This is a genomic window from Novosphingobium mangrovisedimenti, assembly GCF_025153475.1.
Taxonomy (GTDB): Bacteria; Pseudomonadota; Alphaproteobacteria; order Sphingomonadales; family Sphingomonadaceae; genus Novosphingobium; species Novosphingobium mangrovi_A.
In genome coordinates this window covers 1-341 of the sequence record NZ_JANZXA010000073.1, presented here as the reverse complement: position 1 = coordinate 341, position 341 = coordinate 1, and the positions used below count along the sequence as shown (strand labels likewise).

Here is a 341-nt window from a genome sequence, read left to right as displayed (position 1 = left end):
CCCAGCACGGCGTGCTTCGACGCCACATAGGGCGTACCGCCACCGCCGGTGTAGAAGCTTGAAGTCGAGGCAGTAAAGATGATGCTGCCCTTGGTCTTACGCAACTCCGGAATTGCGGCACGGGCACCAAGGAAGTAGCCTTTTACGTTGACGCCGAAGATCTCGTCCAGCGTTTCCGAGAGCTTTTCGGGTTCCATGTCCGCAAGCGGGGTCATAAAATCCCAGATCCCGACATTGCCGACGAACACGTCAAGCTTGCCGAACGCGGCCACGGTTGCGACGACCGCCTTTTCGTTGTCGACATAATTGCGGACATCGCCCTCAATCACGACTACTGCGTT

At 57.5% G+C, this 341-nt stretch carries 1 protein-coding gene; it reads right to left on the bottom strand.

The features are described 5' to 3' along the window. Window positions 1–329, bottom strand: a 329-nt coding sequence (locus NZK81_RS21520; protein WP_260047998.1) for an SDR family NAD(P)-dependent oxidoreductase, incomplete at its 3' end; no start/stop codon positions are given. Between the last annotated feature and the right edge of the window lie 12 nt (window positions 330–341).